Raw genomic sequence first — 17831 nt, forward strand, 5'->3', positions numbered from 1 at the left:
TACACTGTTCCGTAGGCCGGGTAAGGCGAAGCCACCACCCGGCAAGCAGACTCAAGGTTTCGCCACAAACCCAATCGCGTCGTACACCGCTTTCAGGGTTTCGGACGCGCGCGCGCTGGCTTTTTCCGCGCCGTCTCTCATCACCTTCTGCAGGAAGGCTTCATCGTTACGGAAGCGGTTATAACGCTCCTGCAGCTCGGTCAGCATGCCGGAGACGGCTTCTGCCACTTCACCTTTCAGATGACCATACATCTTACCTTCGAAGTGCTGCTCCAGTTCAGGGATGCTCTGGCCAGTCACACCAGAAAGAATATCCAGCAGGTTAGACACGCCCGCTTTGTTCTGCACGTCGTAACGCACCACTGGCGGCTCGTCGGAATCGGTCACCGCGCGCTTGAGCTTTTTGACCACCGATTTCGGGTCTTCCAGCAGGCCGATCACGTTGTTACGGTTATCGTCAGACTTGGACATCTTTTTGGTCGGCTCCAGCAGCGACATTACGCGCGCGCCGGATTTCGGAATGAACGGCTCTGGCACTTTGAACACGTCACCGTAAATCGCGTTGAAGCGCTGGGCGATATCGCGGCTCAGCTCCAGGTGCTGCTTCTGGTCTTCACCCACCGGAACCTGGTTGGTCTGGTACAGCAGAATGTCAGCCGCCATCAGTACCGGGTAGTCAAACAGACCGGCGTTAATGTTTTCCGAGTAGCGGGCAGATTTATCTTTGAACTGGGTCATACGGCTCAGCTCACCGAAATAGGTGTAGCAGTTCAGCGCCCAGCCCAGTTGCGCGTGCTCCGGCACGTGTGACTGAACAAAGATCGTGCTTTTCTCAGGATCGATACCGCAGGCCAGGTAGAGCGCCAGCGTATCCAGCGTGGCTTTACGCAGCTTCTCAGGGTCCTGACGGGCGGTGATGGCATGCAGATCCACGATGCAATAGATGCAATGGTAATCATCCTGCATGCTCACCCACTGACGCAACGCACCCATGTAGTTACCAATGGTCAATTCACCTGAAGGCTGTGCGCCACTAAAAACGATGGGCTTAGTCATTTTTCAATTCCTGATGTTCACTGTGCGAAAGCCCGAGAGCGGGCAACAAATCTTTGAAGTGATCGAACACAACGTCCGGCTCACTCAGCGTGATGGCCTCACCGTAGTTGTAGCCATAGGTTAACCCAACGGAAGGACAACCTGCTGCTCTGGCAGCCAGAATATCATTGCGTGAATCCCCGACAAAGAGCAGCTCCGCAGGTGTTAAGGATAATTTTCCTGCCACCAGCAAAAGCGGCTCCGGATGCGGCTTTTTGTTTTTCACGTCATCGCCGCCAACAATCACCGAGAAGTATTTCGCAATATCCAGCGCTTCCAGCAAAGGCGCAACAAACGGCGTCGGCTTGTTCGTGACCAGCCCCAGCGGGATACCTTTGGCGTGAAGGGCGCTCAGCGTTTCAGCGACGTCCGGGAACAGGAAACTGCCCTCCTCTACGGTCTCTTCGTAGAAACGGTCAAACAGTTTGCGCAGAATACGCTGCTGCTCTTCCTGTGGGATATCAGCATGATCAACGCTCGGTTTACCCTGCGCGGAACGCTGAGCGGCACGTTCCTGGCGAGCCCAGGTCAGGGCCCGTTCCATCAACACATCCGCACCATTACCAATCCACGTCACGACACGGTCTTCACCCGCAACGGGTAATTCAAGGGCATACAGCGCCTGATCGACTGCGCTGCTTAAGCCCGGCGCGCTGTCGACCAGCGTGCCATCGAGGTCAAATGCAATACCTCGGGTTGCCTGCAATTTATCCATGACTTACCTTCGCCAGTTCACGGCGCATTTCATCAATGACTTTTTTGTAATCCGGTTGATCAAAGATGGCGGAGCCAGCAACGAACATATCCGCGCCCGCTGCCGCAATCTCACCAATGTTGTTCACTTTTACCCCGCCATCTACTTCCAGACGAATGTCATAGCCTGACTCATCAATACGGCGACGTACTTCACGCAGTTTATCAAGCGTGTGAGGGATGAACGACTGCCCGCCAAAGCCTGGGTTAACGGACATCAGCAAAATGACATCCAGCTTGTCCATCACGTAGTCGAGATAGCTCAGCGAGGTAGCCGGGTTAAAGACCAGGCCCGCTTTACAGCCGTTCTCTTTAATCAGCTGCAGCGTGCGGTCTACGTGTTCGGAGGCTTCAGGATGGAATGTAATAATACTGGCACCCGCAGCGGCGAAATCAGGGACGATGCGATCAACAGGCTTCACCATCAAATGCACGTCAATCGGTGCGGTAATGCCGTAATTGCGCAGCGCCTTGAGCACCATCGGGCCGATGGTCAGATTGGGAACGTAGTGGTTATCCATAACGTCGAAATGGACGACATCCGCACCAGCCGCGAGCGCTTTAGCGGTATCTTCACCCAGGCGGGCGAAATCGGCCGACAGAATTGAGGGAGCAATCAAAAACTGTTTCATCCGCATCTCCTTGAAATGTGTTTACCGGCGGGCAAAACGGCTCAGGGTCGATAAAGAGCCAGGAGTTCGTCCACCTTTTTACGTGTGCCGCCATTGCTGCTTATGCTGCGCCGGACTTTAACCTGAAAATGCTTCGCGGCTTTGTACCATTCGCGCGTATCAGGCGTATCGTGATTCGAAATTAACACCGGAATTCTTTTGCTGACCAGCTTTTCCGCTATCTCCGCCAGACGCGCCTGCTCGGCAGGGCTGAAGCTGTTGGTGTGATAAGCGGTAAAGTTCGCCGTCGCGGACAGCGGCGCGTAAGGCGGATCGCAGTAGACCACCGAGTTTACATCTGCACGGCTCATACACTCTTCATACGAAAGGCAGTGGAACTCTGCATTCTGCGCTTTTTTCGCGAAGTGGTACAACTCGTCCTGCGGGAAATAGGGGCGCTTATAGCGGCCAAACGGCACATTGAATTCGCCACGCAGGTTATAACGGCACAGGCCGTTGTAACCATGACGGTTGAGATAGAGGAACAACAGCGCCCGGCGGAAAGGATCATGGCTCTGATTAAACTCCGCGCGGAACTGGTAGTAGACGTCCGGGTTGTTGTTCTCAGGCGTAAAGAGCTTGCGCGCCTCATCAACGTACTCATCGGTACGCTGTTTTACGATGTTATAGAGACTGATCAGGTCGCTGTTGATATCCGCCAGAATATAACGAGAAAAATCGGTATTCAGAAACACCGATCCCGCTCCCACAAAGGGCTCGATAAGACACTCGCCTTTCGGCAGGTGTTTTTTAATATCGTCGAGCAGGGGGTATTTGCCCCCTGCCCATTTCAGAAAAGCGCGATTTTTTTTCATGCTGACTAACTGATTACACCTTCTCCGGCTGTGGAGAAAGCTCCGACAGCATCCTGCGCTTTAAACATTACTTCAGATCGGCCTGAACCTGATGAATCGGTTTCGCCCACGGGTTTTTCGCCTGAACATCGGCTGGCAGCGTCGCCACGGCACGTTTTGCCTCATCTTTGGAAGCATAAACGCCGCTCACCAGCACATACCACGGCTGCCCGTTACGGGTCGTCTGATAAACCACGTAGTTTTTCAGATTCGATTTTTTCGCCCAACCGTTGAGGTTGTCGTAGTTAGACGAACTGCTCAGCTGCAGCGTGTAATTGCTGGATGGCGCAGATTTCAGGGAACCGACGTTGCCTGCCGTTTTACCTGCCACAGCGCTGGACGCAGTCGCAGCAGGTGCCGCAGTAGCGGCTGGCGCTGTTGTGGTTGCAGTCGCTTTCGGCGCAGGCGTTGCCGCTGGTGTTTTAACTGTCTCGCTCACTGCGGGCTTCGTCTGGGCTGGCGCTTTCACTTCAGGCGCTTTTGCCACAGCCTGCGGTTTGGTTTCACGCTTCGGCTCAATCACTACCTGCTTACGTTCCTGACGCGGGGCTGTCTGCGTCTGGCGCGGTTTGGTTTCCGTTGCAGCGGTTTGCGGCTGAGCGTGACCACCCCGAATCGGGGCGACGGTCGCAGGTTCGGTTGGCAGCGTAGAGTTGACCACGACGTTGTTCATCTGGTCCTGATTCTGTGGCTGCGTCAGTGCATTATTCAAATCGCCCTGAACTTCTACACGCTGCTGGCCTTCCGGCGTGACGGGAGCTTGTCCCTGAGTCGGGGTAGGCGACACTGGCGGCAGAGAGATATCCTGTGCGGTATTACCAGCCGTCTGTTCTGCTGAGGTCGTGCCTGGCGCTGGCTGCGCACCATTCGCCTGATCGGATGCATCGTTACCAGACAGATTGATGCTCTTCTCAGCAGACGCCGTTTGCTCATTTGAGTTTGTTGATGGCGCTTTCAGCGCGGAGCCGATGCCGACAATCAGCAGCACGAGCACCAGAACGCCCAACCCCATCATAATGTACTGGCGGGAAGCTGGTTTTGCCGCTGCCACTTTTTTACGTCTGCGCGGGCGACGCTCTACGGGCTCTTCGTCCATTGAATCTTCTTCGGACTCATAACCCTCTTCTTCTCGCTCATCACGCGCATTGCGGCTGCGCGAAGGGCGACGATCGTCTGCATCCAGGTCAACATCGTCAAAGTTGATCTGCGGCTCGTTATCACGTTCTGAAGATTGACGAGAACGACCAGTACGACGATCGCTGGGATCGGGTTTCAGCTCGTCTTCTGGTTTGAATTCATCCATTTAACACCCCACTCAAAGGCTTATGCCAACGACTTTGCATTTCGCCTGAAGCTAAACGACCACCTGTTACAGCGGCCTGACCTTTCTAATAGTTACGCCTGCTGACAATCAGCAATAGCGCCAAGAACCACGTCGTGCGGCACTCCGCCGCGCACTTCACTTTTCCCTATTGCAAGCGGGAGTACAAGACGCATCTCGCCTGCCAATACTTTTTTATCGCGCATCATGTGGGGTAGATACGCCTGCGCAGACATCTCCTGCGGGCCTGAAACCGGCAAGCCAGCACGTTCGAGCAGCGCGATGATCCGGGCCGTCTCTTCCGGTGTGAACTGACCCAGACGTTCAGACGCACGCGCAGCCATAACCATACCGGCCGCAACCGCTTCGCCGTGAAGCCAGTTGCCATAGCCCATTTCGGCTTCAATGGCGTGGCCAAACGTATGCCCCAGATTCAGTAAAGCACGTAAGCCGGTTTCACGCTCGTCTGCCGCAACGACTTCGGCTTTCAGCTCACAACAACGGCGAATACAGTACGCTAACGCGGGTCCGTCAAGGCGCAGCAGGGCATCCATATTCTCTTCCAGCCAGGTGAAGAACTCGCCGTCGAGAATAATGCCGTATTTGATCACTTCAGCAAGGCCAGACGCCAGCTCGCGGGCAGGCAAGGTTTTCAGACAGTCGAGATCCACCACCACCGAAGCGGGCTGGTAGAACGCGCCAATCATGTTTTTGCCGAGCGGATGGTTAACTGCCGTTTTACCGCCGACAGACGAGTCGACCTGAGACAGCAACGTGGTAGGAACTTGAATAAAGCGCACGCCACGTTGATAACTTGCGGCGGCAAAACCCGTCAGATCGCCCACAACACCGCCGCCCAGGGCAAGCAGTGTCGTATCGCGACCGTGCGGTTTTTGCAGAAGTGCGGTAAAAACGGTATCCAGTACCGTCAGGCTTTTATACTGCTCGCCATCAGGCAGAATCACACTGTCGACCTTCACGCCCGCCTGCTCAAGCAGGTGACGGACGCGGTCGAGGTAAAGCGGAGCCAGTGTCTCATTGGTGACCAGCATCGCCTGATCACCCGCTTTCAGTGGTAAGAAGGAAGCTGGGTCGTTAAACAAACCAGCCGCGATGGTGATAGGGTAACTACGTTCCCCGAGAGTAACTGTAATCCTCTCCATGACGCGACATCCACCTTAAATGCTTTTACCCGCAGGCGAGTGTATATAAAGCCAGAATCAGTTGCTTTCCAGCATATGAATAATCTGGTTTGCAACCACTTTAGCGCTCTGGTCGTCAGTACGAATGGTCACATCCGCAATCTCTTCGTACAGAGGATTGCGTTCGCCTGCCAGGGCTTCCAGAACTTCACGTGGCGGCGTTTCAACCTGCAGCAGCGGGCGCTTTTTATCGCGCTGCGTACGTGCCAGCTGTTTTTCAATCGTCGTCTCAAGATAGACCACAACGCCACGGGCGGAGAGACGGTTGCGGGTTTCGCGAGATTTCACAGAGCCGCCGCCAGTTGCCAGCACAATGCCCTGTTTTTCCGTGAGTTCGTTGATCACTTTTTCTTCTCGGTCACGGAAACCTTCTTCGCCTTCTACGTCGAAGACCCAGCCCACATCCGCTCCGGTTCGTTTCTCAATCTCTTGATCAGAATCGTAAAATTCCATATTGAGTTGTTGAGCTAACTGACGCCCAATAGTGCTTTTGCCGGCACCCATAGGCCCAACCAGAAAGATATTGCGTTTCTCTGCCATTTTTTCGGTACTACTAAGACTATTCGTTAATGGTAATCCCCGCTTCGCAGACACCCAGCGTAGCAGGACATGAACTGAAACCTCATATGCAATAGAGCGAGAGTCAGACTAAAAATTATCTCAATACTCCGGCTTGTTTGGCAACTGATTAAATCACCGTTCCAGCCGCATAAGGCAACAAGACGTAAGACCGACTCAAATCGGTACTCCTTGTATGCTAATTCATGTCCCACGTCAAACATCTGCAACAATATGAATGCAAAATCATTGCGGGGATCGTTACCCATCAGTGAATACCCACCAGCCGTGGCGTAATAAACACCACCAGTTCACGCCGTTCATTATCTTTCCCGTCATGACGAAAAAGCTGCCCAAGCCACGGGATATCGCCCAGCCCCGGTACGCTATCCCGCCCGGTTTTATTCTTTTGCGAGAAAATACCGCCCAGCGCCAGCGTTTCTCCGCTTTTTACTTCCACCTGCGTTTCGATTTCCTGCTTATCAATTGCCAGCGTTTCACCATCCGCCTGCTGTAGCACCTGCCCAGGCATATTTTCGCTGATATGAAGTTTCAGACGCACGCGGCCCCCCGGCAATACTACCGGCGTGACCTCCATCCCCAACACCGCCTCTTTGAACTCCACGGAGGTCGCCCCGCTTTCACCGCTGGAGACCTGATACGGGATCTCACTCCCCTGCTTAATGCTGGCCGGTTGCATGTGTGAAGCCAGCAGGCGCGGGCTGGCGATGATATCGACCTGCTGCTTTTGCTCCAGCGCCGACAGTTCCAGATCCAGCAACCTGCCGTTAATGCGCCCGATATTAAACCCGACATGAGTGGTGGCGCTGGCAACCGACAGATCCGCCCCAAGCGTAGTGACTTGCCCAACCTTGCCCGCTTCTGTAGCCTCCGCGAGATTCCATTTCACGCCCAGTTCGCGAAGACTCTTTTCATTGATCGTGACAATATGTGCCGCCAGCTCCACCTGCTCGACGGGTATGTCCATCTGCTCCGCCCAGCGCTGGATCGCCTCCTGTACCGTCTGGTTATCCCGTACCAGCAGGCGGTTGGTGCGCTTATCTACAGATAAGCTACCCTTTGGGCTCAGTAGTTTTTCCGCCGTTTTCTGCAGTTCTCCGGCATCAGCATAGGCAAAGGGGATACTGCGTGATAACAACGGGGCATCAAGCTGCCGACGAGCCTGCTCCTGCTCTTTGCGCGTCTGTTGTTCTCGTTGCCAGGCCGCAGTATGAACGTAAAAAATACCGCTCTCTTCACGCAGAACAAGCCCGGCGCTGTTCACAACCGTCTGCAGCGCCTGACGCCAGGGCACACGCGTCAAATTCAACGTAAGCGACCCGCTAACATCGGGTGACACCACCAGATTACGGTTCTCCTGCGCGACCAACGCCTGTAGCACCTGCACCACCGGAACATCATCCACCACGAGGGTGATCGGCCTGGGGGCGACGGCCCACACGGGATGACTGAGCACCATCAACAACAGCACTATCCTTATCTTCACTCTTTTTTGTTCCTTCTCGTTGCCATGTCCATTGTTTCGGCTCGCATTTTTCGCCGACATCCACCGTCAGTTCATGTTCATCCATAGCAGTAACCCGCCATCCCACAGCGACGCGCTCGTCCACCGTCACGCGGTGCCAGCGCTTTTTTCCATCCTGCAAAATGCCTGTTCCTGTGTTCCCCTTCACCATCCCGTGGTATCGCCACTGGGCAAGCTGCCCTGCCGCACAGAGATCTTCCGGTGGCTGGAAAGGATCACGCATCCCCGTCAGGAACAACAACGGACACAAAACCAGGTAACGCATCTTATTGCGCATGGTTGATCTCCAGCTGTATGCGCACACGCAGAAGCGTCCCCTGCGGGATGATGTCAAACAGGCTCACCCGCACGTCCCGCAACGCCAGCCGGGAGAACAACGCCGGAATATCCGACCAACCCGCGTCCAGCGCCAACTCTCCTCCACTCTGCTGCGGTTTCCAGTGCACCAGCGTCACACCGTGAGCCTGGAATTCCAGAGGAGAAAAGGGTTGAACTGGCCGTGCTACGCCCGCTTCTGGTGTCGGGTGTTGCCGTCTGACCACGGGCCACAGCGAGGCATTTGTCTGACGTGTCCGGTTCACCTGTGCGTTGAGTTCTTCACTCTGACGATTGACGGGCCTGACCAGCATCCCCCAGATAACCAGAGCCACGACGCACGACACCACACACCAGCCAAGCACCCGTATAGCAGGACGGCTTTCACACCAGCGTTGAAAGATGAGATCCACCCGCTACCCCCGGCTGTTCAGCTGAAAAGTGAACATCCAGCGTCCCTGGCTATCCTGCTGCAATTCACCGGCCGTGCCTGGGCTAAAACCGGTTATCCGTTTAAGCGCGTCCGCCATAGCAGAAAGTGCCGGTAGCGTGGCGGCATACCCGGTCAACATCAGCGAAGGTGGCTGATAGCGTAGCGCCGTCAGCCACACCTGAGCTGGAATCACATCAGAGAGCGAGTCCAGCATCGGTTGCCAGGCTATCTGCGGCGGCAGCGTGGTTGGAGGTGTTGGTGTAGCCACGCTCCGGCGCGCGTTAAGCGCCTGTTGCACCGCATACATTCCCGTCAGTTCAGTTTGCAGGGCACGCCGTTTTACGGTGCTGTTCATTCGCAGGATGAGAGCAACAGCCAGCGTGACCAGCAACGTCGCGGTAAACAGCACACACCAGAAACGCAGGCAGCGGGCACGTCGTTGTTGCCTCCAGGGTAAAAGATTCGCCATGCTCATCCCGCGACCTCGCTCATGGCCAGCGCCAGTGCGACGGTGAATCCGGCCCCATCCGCAGGCAGCGGTGGCTGACAGCGAGCCAGCGTTTCCCACGGATCGCGATCTGCATCAAACAGGGCGATATCTGTCGGAGCCAGCGCAAGCAAGGCTGCCAGTTCGTCGGCGTTCGCCGCCTCGGTGGTAAAACGTCGCCCCCACTGATGTCGCATCGCCCACAGCCACTGGTGCTCATCGCGCCAGGCGACACACGTCGCAGGTGCAACCACAGAAAGAAAGTTCGCCAGCGCCCCGGCATCCGGGATAATCGCCGCCAGGTGCAAGCGCAGCGCTTTCGCCAGCGTCAGAAGCGTGTCGACCTCTTTGTTTTGCGCGGCGGTGACATGGAATGTGTTGCTAAACGTGTCTTGTGCATAATCGAAACAGAGCGTCTCGACGGGCATCTCCAGTTCACGTGATAACGCGGAACCCACCCACGAGACCTGTTCACTGTCGCGCAGTGAAATAGCCGGACGAGGCAACACCCTCTGCAAGGTACGTGCTGCAGGGAATGAGAGAAATATCCGGTGATGGTGCGGCAGCGTTCGTCGCCAGTCGCGTAGCGCGTCAACCAGTTGTTGTGGCCTGAGGATCTTTCCGTCACGGATGATGCCCTCCGTCAGCGGAACAGACCACCAGCGGCGCAAGCACCATGCCGATTTCTCTTTGATCAGCGCAACGATCAGCGCTTTATCTTGTTGAATATGAACGCCGGTTTGCCATGTTTTGAAAGCCATGCTTCACGATCTCCTTATCGCCCGTCGCCTTGACGGCTATATCAATGAATCAGGCTTGCCTTTATACTACCGCGCGATTGTTTAGAAACTGCCCAAGTGAAACCAAATGGGAAATCTCCGGTGAAGTTCGTAAAGTATTTATTGATCCTTGCAGTCTGTTGCATTCTGCTGGGAGCAGGCTCGATTTATGGTTTGTACAAATATATTGAGCCGCAGCTGCCTGATGTTGCCACGCTTCGCGATGTGCGACTCCAGATCCCTATGCAGGTCTATAGCGCCGATGGCGAGTTAATGGCGCAATATGGCGAAAAACGCCGTATCCCGCTGACCTTAAACCAAATCCCGCCCGTGATGGTGAAAGCCTTCATTGCCACCGAGGACAGCCGTTTTTACGAGCACCACGGCGTCGATCCGGTCGGTATTTTCCGTGCCGCAAGCGTGGCGCTGTTCTCCGGCCATGCGTCTCAGGGGGCGAGTACTATTACGCAGCAGCTTGCGCGTAACTTCTTCCTCAGCCCTGAAAAAACGCTGATGCGTAAGATCAAAGAGGTGTTCCTCGCGATCCGCATTGAGCAACTGCTGAGCAAAGACGAGATCCTTGAGCTTTACCTCAACAAGATCTACCTGGGCTACCGCGCCTATGGCGTCGGCGCTGCTGCGCAGGTTTACTTCGGAAAACCGATTGAACAGTTAACGCTTAGCGAAATGGCGACCATTGCCGGTTTGCCAAAAGCGCCGTCGACCTTTAACCCGCTCTACTCGCTGGATCGCGCCACCGCGCGGCGTAACGTTGTGCTGTCACGTATGTTGAGTGAAGGCTATATCAGCCAGACCGAGTACGACCAGGCACATAACGATGTCATCGACGCTAACTACCATGCGCCGGAAATTGCGTTCTCCGCACCCTACCTGACGGAGATGGTTCGTCAGGAGATGGTTCGCCGCTACGGTGAAAATGCTTACGAAGATGGTTATCGCGTTTACACCACCGTAACCCGCAAAGTGCAGCAGGCCGCGCAGCAGGCGGTGCGTAACAACGTGATGGATTACGATATGCGCCACGGCTATCGCGGCCCGTCTAACGTGCTGTGGAAAGTGGGTGAAAGCGCATGGGACAGTAAAAAGATTACTGACTCGCTGAAAACCCTGCCGACCTATGGTCCGCTACTGCCCGCGGTTGTGACGCAAGCCAACCCGCAGGAAGCCGTAGCGTTAATGGCGGATGGTACGTCCGTTTCTCTGCGCATGGACGGTATCCGCTGGGCGCGTCCGTACCGCTCCGATACCCTGCAAGGGCCGACGCCACGTAAAGTGACCGACGCCGTTCAGATCGGCCAGCAAATCTGGGTGCGTCAGGTGGGTGATGCCTGGTGGCTGGCGCAAGTTCCGGACGTGAACTCTGCACTGGTATCCATTAATCCGCAGAACGGTGCCGTGATGGCGCTGGTGGGTGGGTTTGATTTTAACCAGAGCAAATTTAACCGCGCCACGCAGGCGCTGCGTCAGGTCGGCTCCAACATTAAGCCGTTCCTCTACACCGCAGCGATGGATAAAGGACTGACGCTCGCCAGCATTCTCAACGACGTGCCGATTTCCCGCTGGGATGCCGGTGCTGGTTCTGACTGGCAGCCGAAGAACTCCCCGGCTCAGTACGCGGGCCCTATTCGTCTTCGTCAGGGTCTGGGACAGTCGAAAAACGTGGTCATGGTTCGCGCAATGCGCGCGATGGGCGTCGACTATGCGGCTGAGTACCTGCAACGCTTCGGCTTCCCGGCACAGAATATCGTCCATACCGAATCGCTGGCGCTGGGCTCTGCCTCCTTTACACCGCTTCAGGTCGCGCGCGGTTACTCGGTGATGGCTAACGGCGGGTTCCTGATCGATCCGTATTTCATCAGTAAAATCGAAAACGACCAGGGCGGCGTCCTGTTCGAAGCGAAACCGAAAATCGCCTGTGCCGAGTGCGACATTCCGGTGATTTATGGTGATACGCCGAAGTCCAATGTTCTTGAGAACAAAGACATGGAAGACGTCGCGATCTCCCAGGAACAGCAGAATTTAGCCGTACCACAACCTCAGCTGGAGCAGGCTAACCAGGCGCTGGTGGCGCAGAGCGGTGCGCAAGAGTATGCCCCGCATGTGATCAACACGCCGCTGTCATTCCTGATCAAAAGCGCGCTGAACACCAACATCTTCGGTGAACCCGGCTGGCAGGGAACTGGCTGGCGCGCAGGCCGTGATTTGCAGCGTCATGACATTGGCGGCAAAACCGGGACGACCAACAGTTCGAAAGATGCGTGGTTCTCAGGCTACGGTCCGGGAGTGGTGACTTCAGTCTGGATCGGCTTTGACGATCATCGTCGTGATTTGGGGCGCACCACGGCCTCTGGCGCGATTAAAGATCAGATTTCCGGTTATGAAGGCGGCGCAAAGAGTGCGCAACCAGCCTGGGATGCTTACATGAAAGCCGTTCTGGAAGGTGTACCGGAACAGCCGTTGACGCCACCACCGGGTGTGGTCACCGTCAATATTGACCGCAGCACCGGGCAGCTTGCTAACGGTGGTAACAGCCGCGAAGAGTATTTCATCGAGGGCACACAGCCAACCACGCAGGCGGTGCATGAGGTGGGTACAACGCTCATTGATAACGGCGAGACGCACGAGCTGTTTTAAACAATAAAATGCCCGATAAAAATCGGGCATAACATCGCAGGCCGGGTAAGGCGAAGCCGTCACCCGGCTTTTTTATGGGCTACAGCCGCCCCTGCCCCTTCAGCCACTCGCGAACCAGGAACAGCGCACTCACGTTGCGCGCTTCGTTAAAGTCTGGTTCTTCCAGCAGATCCATCATATGCGCCAGCGGCCAGCGAACCTGCGGCAACGGCTCCGGCTCGTCCCCTTCCAGTGATTCCGGGTAGAGATCTTCCGCGACAACAATATTCATTTTGCTGGAGAAATAGGACGGTGCCATGCTCAGTTTTTTCAGGAACGACAACTCGTTCGCACCAAAACCGACCTCTTCTTTCAGTTCACGGTTTGCCGCTTCAAACACGGACTCGCCTGGGTCGATAAGCCCTTTTGAAAACCCAAGCTCATAGGATTCTGTTCCCACAGCATATTCGCGGATCAAGATCAGGTGGTCGTCAACGATGGGGATTATCATCACCGCTTCGCGCGAAGAGGGGCGCATACGTTCATAAACGCGACGCACACCGTTGCTGAACTCCAGGTCCACACTTTCGACATTAAACAGACGCGATTTTGCGACTGTTTCAACATTCAGAATGGTGGGTTTTTGTAATGGTTTGCTCATCGTGATGGGTCTTTACTGGGTGAACTGGCTTTATTGTGCGATATGCCGCACGGTTTCGGCAATGTCAATTGTTCTTTATTTACATTTATGCAACGTACCAGGAAGGCGTCCTCATTTCAAAACAAAAGTCAAGAGGTTGAAATGTTTCCAGGAATTTGCTGATATCGCGCCATGGCAGGCTTTGCTATCATCATCGGTCACTGGGATGCGCGTCAAAATGCTCAAGTTAGACTCCATACTTGCCGATAGCCAACCACAGACTCTCATTCATTGTTAAAGGTGCAATTGACTACACCTGTAAGAAGATAAGTAAGATGGGGAAAGCATGAGCACCATTTTGATTTTTCTCGCTGCTATGCTGGCCGGCGCTTTGATTGCAGGGTGGGTATACAGGCGTCGCGTTCAACGCCGATATCGGCTGCCCTTTTTAAACGCCTTCGCTGGTGCGACCACGCGTAAGCTCACGCCTGAAGAACGCAGTTCCGTAGAACACTACCTCGACACGTTAAACCGATCTCAGCAATCGCCTGGGCCAACGGGTGCCAGTGCTGCTCCGGTTTCGCTCAATCTTAACGCACAAAGCGACACAGTGCTGTGCGTGACGCGTTCGATCACCCGCTATGGCATCACCACCGACGATCCGAATAAATGGCGCTACTACCTTGATTCCGTTGAAGTTCATCTGCCCCCCTTCTGGGAGCAGTATATTAATGATGAAAACAGCGTAGAGCTAATCCATACCGACTCGTTACCGCTGGTTATCTCTTTAAACGGCCATACCCTGAGTGAATATGTTCAGGAAGCGCCGCGCTTTGCGCTGGAACGCGCAAGCTCAACGCAGGCCTCTATTCGTGGTGAAGAGACAGAGCAGATTGAACTGCTAAATATTCGTCAGGAGACGCATGAAGAGTACGCGCTGAGCCGCCCGGACGGTATTCGCGAAGCGGTGCTGATTGTCGCGGCGTTCCTGCTCTTTTTCTTCTGCCTGCTGACGCCAGACGTCTTCGTTCCCTGGCTGGCAGGTGGCGCAGTGCTGCTGCTGGCGGCCGGACTGTGGGGGCTGTTTGCGCCTCCGGCGAAAACGTCTCTGCGTGAAATTCACTGCCTGCGCGGAACGCCTAAACGCTGGGGGCTATTCGGTGAGAACGATCAGGAACATATCAACAATATCTCGCTTGGTATTATTGATCTCATCTACCCGCGCCACTGGCAGCCATGGATTGCCCAGGATTTAGGGCATAAAACCGATATTGATATCTATCTCGACCGTCATGTGGTGCGTCAGGGGCGTTATTTATCCCTGCATGACGAAGTGAAAAACTTCCCGCTTCAGCACTGGCTGCGCAGCACGGTGATTGCTGGCGGCGCGGCGCTGGTCTTCGCCCTGCTGCTGCTTTTCGTGCCGCTGGATATGCCGATTAAATTCACCCTGTCCTGGATTAAAGGGGCACAAACCGTAGAAGCCACCAGCGTCAAACAGCTGGAAGAGGCGGGTGTGCGAGTAGGAGATACGCTGCGCCTGAAGGGAACCGGGATGTGTAACATCCATGCTCCAGGGGCCTGGAACACGCGGCAAAACTCGCCGTTTATGCCGTTCGACTGTTCACAAATCATCTGGAATGATGCCCCGCCGCTACCGTTGCCGGAATCCGACGTGGTCAACAAGGCAACCGCGCTCACGCAAACGGTCAATCGTCAGCTTCACCCGAAAGCAGACGATGATTCTCGCGTCAGCCCTGCCCTGCGTTCCGCCATTCAAAAATCTGGCATGGTGCTGCTCGATGACTTTGGTGAAATCGTCCTGAAAACGGAGGATTTATGTTCCGCTCAGGATGAGTGTGTGCGGCTTAAAAATGCCCTGGTGAATCTCGGCAACAGTAAAGACTGGGATGCTCTGGTGAAACGCGCCGAAGCGGGCCGTCTGGACGGCGTGAACGTGCTGCTGCGTCCGGTGAGCGCCGAGTCGCTGGACAATCTGGTCGCCACGTCTACCGCGCCGTTCGTGATGCGTGAAACCACCCGTGCGGCACAGGCGCTGAATAGCCCGGCTCCGGGCGGTTTTGTGATTGTCAGCGATGAAGGCAGCGATCTGGTCGATCAGCCTTATCCCCAGGTCGCGCTTTATGATTACCCGGCGCAGGATCAATGGGCCGAGTTCCAGCGGCTGGCGCAAATGCTGATGCAAACGCCGTTTAGCGCGGAAGGGATCGTGACAGGGATATTTACCGATGCCAACGGTACGCGCCACATCGACCTGCACCGGATGCCGGACAGCGCAGGCTTATGGCGTTATATCGGCACATCCCTGCTGATGATGGCGATGCTGGTATGTATCTTCTGGAACGGATATACGGCGCTGCGTCGCTATCAACGTTCGCGCACGCGACTGGCTGAAATCCAGCAATACTATGAAAATTGCCTCAATCCTAAACTGATCCCCGCTCCCGATAGCCTGATCGGATAACCTCACGGCGCGACAAGTTATGCTACCCTGTCGCGCACGTTTCTTCTGGCTGGAGTTCCCCTTATGCATCTTGATATCGCCTGGCAGGAGGTTGATACCGTCCTGCTGGATATGGACGGCACGCTGCTCGATCTCGCCTTTGATAACTACTTCTGGCAAACGCTGGTGCCGGAAACCTATGGTGAGCAGCAGGGCATCTCCCCGGCGGAAGCGCAGGAATTCATTCGTTCGCAATATAGCGCGGTGCAGCATACGCTAAACTGGTACTGTCTTGACTACTGGAGTGAGCGACTCGGTTTGGATATTTGTGCCATGACCACCGCCCAGGGGCCACGCGCCGTGTTGCGTGAAGATACCGTCCCCTTCCTGGACGCGCTAAAAGCAAGCGGCAAGCGCCGTATTTTGCTCACCAATGCGCATCCTCACAATCTGGCCGTGAAGCTGGAACATACGGGTCTGGCTTCACACCTTGATTTATTACTTTCCACCCACACATTTGGTTATCCGAAAGAGGATCAGCGGTTGTGGCATGCGGTGGCAGAAGAGACCGGTTTGCAGCCGGAACGTACCCTGTTCATTGACGACAGCGAGCCGATTCTGGATTCCGCAGCGACGTTCGGCATTCGCTATTGCCTGGGCGTCACGAATCCTGATTCTGGCCTGGCTGAAAAAAGTTACCTTCGCCATCCGGGGCTGAACGACTATCGCCGGATGATCCCCTCACTGACCGTGAAGGAGACGCCATGAAAGAAAAGCCCGCTAACGGGGTAAGACTGGATAAATGGCTGTGGGCGGCCCGTTTTTATAAAACGCGCGCCCTTGCCCGCGAGATGGTTGACGGCGGGAAAGTGCATTACAACGGCCAGCGCAGCAAGCCGAGCAAGCTGGTTGAGCTGAATGCCACCTTAACGCTGCGTCAGGGCAACGACGAAAAAACGGTCGTGGTAAAAGCCATTACCGAACAGCGACGCCCCGCAACTGAGGCCGTACAGCTTTATGAAGAGACGGCTGAAAGCATTGAAAAGCGTGAGAAGACCGCGCTGGCACGCAAAATGAATGCGCTGACAATGCCACACCCTGACCGGCGACCGGATAAAAAAGAGCGCCGCGATCTGATGAAATTTAAACACGGTGAGAGCGAGTAATTCTCACCTGCACGAGAGACTATTATGGCCCAACACGACCAATTACACCGCTATCTGTTTGAACAATTCGCCGTGCGCGGCGAGCTGGTGACCGTATCCGAAACCTGGAAACAGATTCTGGAAAACCACAACTACCCGCTGCCGGTGAAAACCCTGTTGGGCGAACTGCTGGTTGCCACCAGCCTGCTGACCGCCACGCTGAAGTTCGCCGGTGATATCACCGTGCAGCTGCAGGGCGACGGTCCAATGACGCTGGCAGTGATCAACGGCAACAACCAGCAGCAGATGCGCGGCGTGGCGCGCGTTCAGGGCGATGTGCCTGAAAATGCGGACCTGAAAACGCTGGTCGGCAATGGCTACCTGGTGATCACCATTTCCCCGGAAGAAGGTGAACGCTATCAGGGTGTGGTCGGTCTGGAAGGCGATACCCTGGCGGCCTGCCTGGAAGATTACTTCATGCGTTCCGAACAGCTGCCAACTCGCCTGTTCATCCGTACCGGTGAAGTGGACGGACAGCCCGCTGCGGGCGGTATGCTGCTGCAGGTTCTGCCTGCACAAGATGCCCAGACCAACGACTTCGAGCATCTGGCAACGCTGACAGAAACCATCAAAGCGGAAGAGCTGTTCAACCTGTCCGCGACCGATGTGCTGTGGCGTTTGTACCACGAAGAAGAGGTGACGGTTTACGACCCGCAAGCGGTGGAATTTAAATGCACCTGTTCCCGCGAACGCTGTGCTGGCGCGCTGAAAACCCTGCCTGATGAAGAGATCGACAGCATCATGGCGGAAGACGGTGAAATCGACATGCACTGTGACTACTGCGGTACACACTATGTGTTTAATTCGATGGATATCGCGGAGATCCGCAATAACGCCTCCCCGGCCGATCCGCAGGTTCACTAAGCATGACAAA

Annotated in this window: 18 protein-coding genes; 5 read left to right on the plus strand and 13 right to left on the minus strand. The window is 55.4% G+C overall.

The window, feature by feature from the left end:
- Positions 1-51 precede the first annotated feature (51 nt).
- From trpS to EoCCA6_RS10130, 12 genes are all read right to left on the minus strand, one after another.
- A complete protein-coding gene (gene trpS, locus EoCCA6_RS10075; protein WP_152082529.1) occupies positions 52-1056 on the minus strand; it encodes a tryptophan--tRNA ligase in 1005 nt (334 codons plus the stop codon).
- Complete coding sequence (gph, locus tag EoCCA6_RS10080; RefSeq protein WP_152082530.1) at positions 1049-1810, minus strand: phosphoglycolate phosphatase; 762 nt, start codon at positions 1808-1810, stop codon at positions 1049-1051. The genes trpS and gph overlap by 8 nt, the downstream gene beginning before the upstream one ends.
- Positions 1803-2480 carry a ribulose-phosphate 3-epimerase gene (gene rpe / locus EoCCA6_RS10085; RefSeq protein WP_152082531.1) on the minus strand — a complete coding sequence of 226 codons (678 nt, stop codon included), beginning with the start codon at positions 2478-2480 and terminating at the stop codon, positions 1803-1805. The genes gph and rpe overlap by 8 nt, the downstream gene beginning before the upstream one ends.
- Before the next feature lie 41 nt (positions 2481-2521).
- Positions 2522-3334, minus strand: coding sequence for an adenine-specific DNA-methyltransferase (gene dam / locus EoCCA6_RS10090; RefSeq protein ID WP_152082532.1), 813 nt, complete (start codon positions 3332-3334; stop codon positions 2522-2524).
- Between the two features lie 67 nt (positions 3335-3401).
- Entirely contained in the window at positions 3402-4676 is a 1275-nt protein-coding gene (gene damX / locus EoCCA6_RS10095) for a cell division protein DamX (protein ID WP_152082533.1), read from the minus strand.
- Positions 4677-4768: 92 nt separating this feature from the next.
- Complete coding sequence (gene aroB, locus EoCCA6_RS10100; RefSeq protein ID WP_152082534.1) at positions 4769-5857, minus strand: 3-dehydroquinate synthase; 1089 nt, start codon at positions 5855-5857, stop codon at positions 4769-4771.
- Between the two features lie 57 nt (positions 5858-5914).
- Positions 5915-6436 (minus strand): shikimate kinase AroK, encoded by a 522-nt coding sequence (gene aroK, locus EoCCA6_RS10105; RefSeq protein ID WP_010436374.1) that lies wholly within the window; start codon positions 6434-6436, stop codon positions 5915-5917.
- Positions 6437-6722: 286 nt separating this feature from the next.
- Positions 6723-7934 carry a DNA uptake porin HofQ gene (hofQ, locus tag EoCCA6_RS10110; protein WP_232623280.1) on the minus strand — a complete coding sequence of 404 codons (1212 nt, stop codon included), beginning with the start codon at positions 7932-7934 and terminating at the stop codon, positions 6723-6725.
- Entirely contained in the window at positions 7873-8277 is a 405-nt protein-coding gene (locus EoCCA6_RS10115; protein ID WP_152082536.1) for a HofP DNA utilization family protein, read from the minus strand. The genes hofQ and EoCCA6_RS10115 overlap by 62 nt, the downstream gene beginning before the upstream one ends.
- Positions 8267-8728 carry a HofO family protein gene (locus EoCCA6_RS10120; RefSeq protein ID WP_152082537.1) on the minus strand — a complete coding sequence of 154 codons (462 nt, stop codon included), beginning with the start codon at positions 8726-8728 and terminating at the stop codon, positions 8267-8269. Before EoCCA6_RS10120 ends, EoCCA6_RS10115 begins: the two co-directional genes overlap by 11 nt.
- Before the next feature lie 3 nt (positions 8729-8731).
- On the minus strand, positions 8732-9223 hold the full coding sequence (locus tag EoCCA6_RS10125) for a PilN domain-containing protein (protein WP_152082538.1): 492 nt from the start codon (positions 9221-9223) through the stop codon (positions 8732-8734).
- On the minus strand, positions 9220-9996 hold the full coding sequence (locus tag EoCCA6_RS10130) for a type IV pilus biogenesis protein PilM (RefSeq protein ID WP_152082539.1): 777 nt from the start codon (positions 9994-9996) through the stop codon (positions 9220-9222). The genes EoCCA6_RS10125 and EoCCA6_RS10130 overlap by 4 nt, the downstream gene beginning before the upstream one ends.
- Before the next feature lie 120 nt (positions 9997-10116).
- Between EoCCA6_RS10130 and mrcA the strand changes: the two genes are divergently transcribed.
- Entirely contained in the window at positions 10117-12669 is a 2553-nt protein-coding gene (mrcA, locus tag EoCCA6_RS10135) for a peptidoglycan glycosyltransferase/peptidoglycan DD-transpeptidase MrcA (RefSeq protein WP_167515539.1), read from the plus strand.
- A gap of 79 nt (positions 12670-12748) precedes the next feature.
- On the opposite strand, the gene nudE is transcribed toward mrcA, so the two are convergent.
- Positions 12749-13309 (minus strand): ADP compounds hydrolase NudE, encoded by a 561-nt coding sequence (gene nudE, locus EoCCA6_RS10140; RefSeq protein ID WP_152082541.1) that lies wholly within the window; start codon positions 13307-13309, stop codon positions 12749-12751.
- Positions 13310-13634: 325 nt separating this feature from the next.
- Here nudE and EoCCA6_RS10145 point away from each other — a divergent pair, with 325 nt between their 5' ends.
- From EoCCA6_RS10145 to hslO, 4 genes are all read left to right on the plus strand, one after another.
- Positions 13635-15773 (plus strand): intracellular growth attenuator family protein, encoded by a 2139-nt coding sequence (locus EoCCA6_RS10145; RefSeq protein ID WP_152082542.1) that lies wholly within the window; start codon positions 13635-13637, stop codon positions 15771-15773.
- 63 nt (positions 15774-15836) lie between these two features.
- A complete protein-coding gene (gene yrfG / locus EoCCA6_RS10150; protein WP_152082543.1) occupies positions 15837-16520 on the plus strand; it encodes a GMP/IMP nucleotidase in 684 nt (227 codons plus the stop codon).
- A complete protein-coding gene (gene hslR / locus EoCCA6_RS10155; protein WP_152082544.1) occupies positions 16517-16918 on the plus strand; it encodes a ribosome-associated heat shock protein Hsp15 in 402 nt (133 codons plus the stop codon). Before yrfG ends, hslR begins: the two co-directional genes overlap by 4 nt.
- A 24-nt stretch (positions 16919-16942) precedes the next feature.
- Positions 16943-17821, plus strand: a complete 879-nt coding sequence (gene hslO, locus EoCCA6_RS10160; protein ID WP_023333711.1) for an Hsp33 family molecular chaperone HslO — start codon at positions 16943-16945, stop codon at positions 17819-17821.
- The last annotated feature ends 10 nt before the right edge of the window (positions 17822-17831 follow it).

This window comes from Enterobacter oligotrophicus (genome assembly GCF_009176645.1).
Lineage (GTDB): Bacteria > Pseudomonadota > Gammaproteobacteria > Enterobacterales > Enterobacteriaceae > Enterobacter > Enterobacter oligotrophicus.